At 52.5% G+C, this 2,595-nt stretch carries 1 protein-coding gene; it reads right to left on the minus strand.

What is annotated here, in order from left to right:
• Window positions 1-38: 38 nt before the first annotated feature.
• On the minus strand, window positions 39-2,595 hold a 2,557-nt coding region (locus BWI93_RS27705; protein WP_369679118.1), incomplete at its 5' end, for an SGNH/GDSL hydrolase family protein.

Raw genomic sequence — 2,595 nt, forward strand, 5'->3', positions numbered from 1 at the left:
GCAGCCCTTCAAAGGAGCCGCCCGGCTGGTTAGATGAATTATTCGTTGGGGCGGTAATAACCCTTCACGGATTTCAGGCGTGACCACCGACCCGCTTTCGGGGTACCGTAAACGTCCAGGTAGATGCGATACAAAATGCCCCCATATGCTGGATTATCAGTCAGCTTAATGGTGTACTTGTGCATCTGCCCATCATTGATGATGTTGAACTGGTACGGTACGTCCGTGTGATCGTAGAGAAAACCGTTATTGTTACGACGTAGGAAGCTCAGACCCACTTTTTCCTGTTCTCCGCCCACGGCCATTTCAATCTCGACGTGCGTGTATTTCGAAGCATCGATAGCAAGGTCGGGGCTAACCCGGTTGCTCTGATGGACGTCACCCGGGGCGAACCAGGAGCCGTCAAACGGAGTTTCAGCTTGAGCTGAATTGTTCATCCACCAGTCATTGTGACCAGTCGAGAAGTCCCAATCAATAACGTTCTTGAAATCCCTCCGTTTGTAGGCATAATCCCGCATCATTTGCGGATTACCCCCGATCATGTACGTGTAGGAATAATCGAAGATCGTCCGCTTGTCCATGATGGCCTGCGTATAGTGCGTACCCATCGTTACGTATGCACCACCCGTATGGCCCTCCCAATTACCCTGGACCCTACCGCCCGTTTCGTGGTTGAAAAGCGGGCTTTGCGACCACAGACCCAGGTATTTATTCGTGACTGGGTTGCGTAGCGTCGTCCACCGCTCGGGCGTGTAAAACTGGAGGCTTCGCATCCCGTTGCCCATATCCGGATAGACCCAGCTACCGTTTGGATGCTTCGGTCCTACCAGGTAGTTTTCAAAGGGGAAGTCGGTCAGGATCTTCCGGGCGGTAATGGGACCTGTCCACGGCTGGTTGCTCTGGTTGGAATTATCTTCATAGTACCCACCATTGGTGAACATCCCTCCGATATCCTGCCCCCGCGGCAAATTCACATACTGGGGATCGTTGATACGTTCGTTGTGGCAGATGTTTCTGAACTCGATGAAGTTCCCGGTAAGCTTCATCCACGTATCGACGTAGCAGGGTGCCGTTTCAGCGTGATATCCCCATAATTGCGGACGGGTGCGGAAGTAGACAATGTTTGAGGCCGCGTCATATTTGAACTGCTCAACGCGAGAACCGACACTCATATCCCCTCCTTGAATGGGGTCATAGCCGATGCCGTGCCACATTTCATCACCCCACCGCTTGCCGTTGGGGAAGTAATTTTCGACTGGGAAGGCGTAGTAGGCGTACTGCCAGAGACGCCCGTAATCCATGGCGTTTACCAGCTCGGTCGTGGGATCGCTCTTATCTAAGGCATTCCACACCGATCCGCCCGTTTGCATGTTCAGACCAATCTTAAATTGGTCTGTTTCCATGAAGAAAATGCCCTGGGGAACTGCCGTCAGGCCCGAAGGAATGACGCCCATCTTAATGGAGCCTGTGCCCGGATCACCGGGATCAATTCCGGGATCACCCGGCTCAACCGGCGGATTATCGCCCGTCAGGTTATAGAGGACTTTGAATTTGTCCCATACCTTATCGGCAATGGCTGCGTGGCCCGCATTTCCCGGGTGCTCTTTTACTGCCGTGGTGGCGTTTGGCCAGTCACCATACGCTTCGTATTCGGCCTTGTCGAACCCGGCTAAATCCGCTAGCTCGATCGCACTCCGAGCCGAACGCTTCGTGGTGACGAGTTGCCGTACGATATTGTCGTAGTTGGTCTTCGTCCAGAAGGAAGTCGTCAGCAAGAAATCAACGTCCGGATTGGCTGCCCGGGCTACGTCAATTAACTGACTGTAACGGTCGTAGAGATTGTTTGCTCCTACGGAAGAATCATCAACGTTATCTCCCAGGCGGATGATGACCAGATCGACGGGGTATACCTGCTGCTGGAAACCGTTATAGTTGTAGTTGTTCCAGTACGAAGTCTCAAAGTCAAAGCTATTGCCGATGTTCAGGGTGCTATTGATGTTCGAGGCCTTCATTCGAGCACGGACGATAGAAACCCAGTCCTTGTCGGCTGCGGTTGCTGCCATCCCCCACGCTTTACCATCGCCAATGTTCCAGCCAATTGAAGGCAGGTTCCCGTGTGAGGTGATGCTATTACCAAACACCACTGCTTTGACCTGCGGCCCTACGACCGACCCACTTGAAGGTTGCGTAAACGTAATCCGGGCGTTTCGGGTCTGGCTCTGTAAACCATTCGGTCCTGATTGAGCCATATACAGGTAGTACTGCTGGCCCGCTACTAAAGCTTTGGTGCCCTGCTTGCCCGAGTTAATCGTAACAATACCACCCGTAGCTGACGATGGAATGTCATTATCATTAGTGATAAAATCGCCATCCTGCGATCCGTCTACACGGTAGATGGCCCAGTTGTAGTTGATTACACCCGTTTTGGATGCGTTCTTAACTGCTGCGACAATACTAGTAGGGGAAATGCTACTAATCTCAAACTGAAGGGGCTGAGAGGCCGGGTCGTTTTCGTACACCTTACTATCCCGCACTTCCGAAATTGCGAACGTCTTGCCGGCAGCATCCTGCACGTAGATGGTGTAGAACTGACTA

Origin of the sequence: Siphonobacter sp. BAB-5385 (assembly GCF_002261125.1) — a bacterium.
Taxonomy (GTDB): domain Bacteria; phylum Bacteroidota; class Bacteroidia; order Cytophagales; family Spirosomataceae; genus Siphonobacter.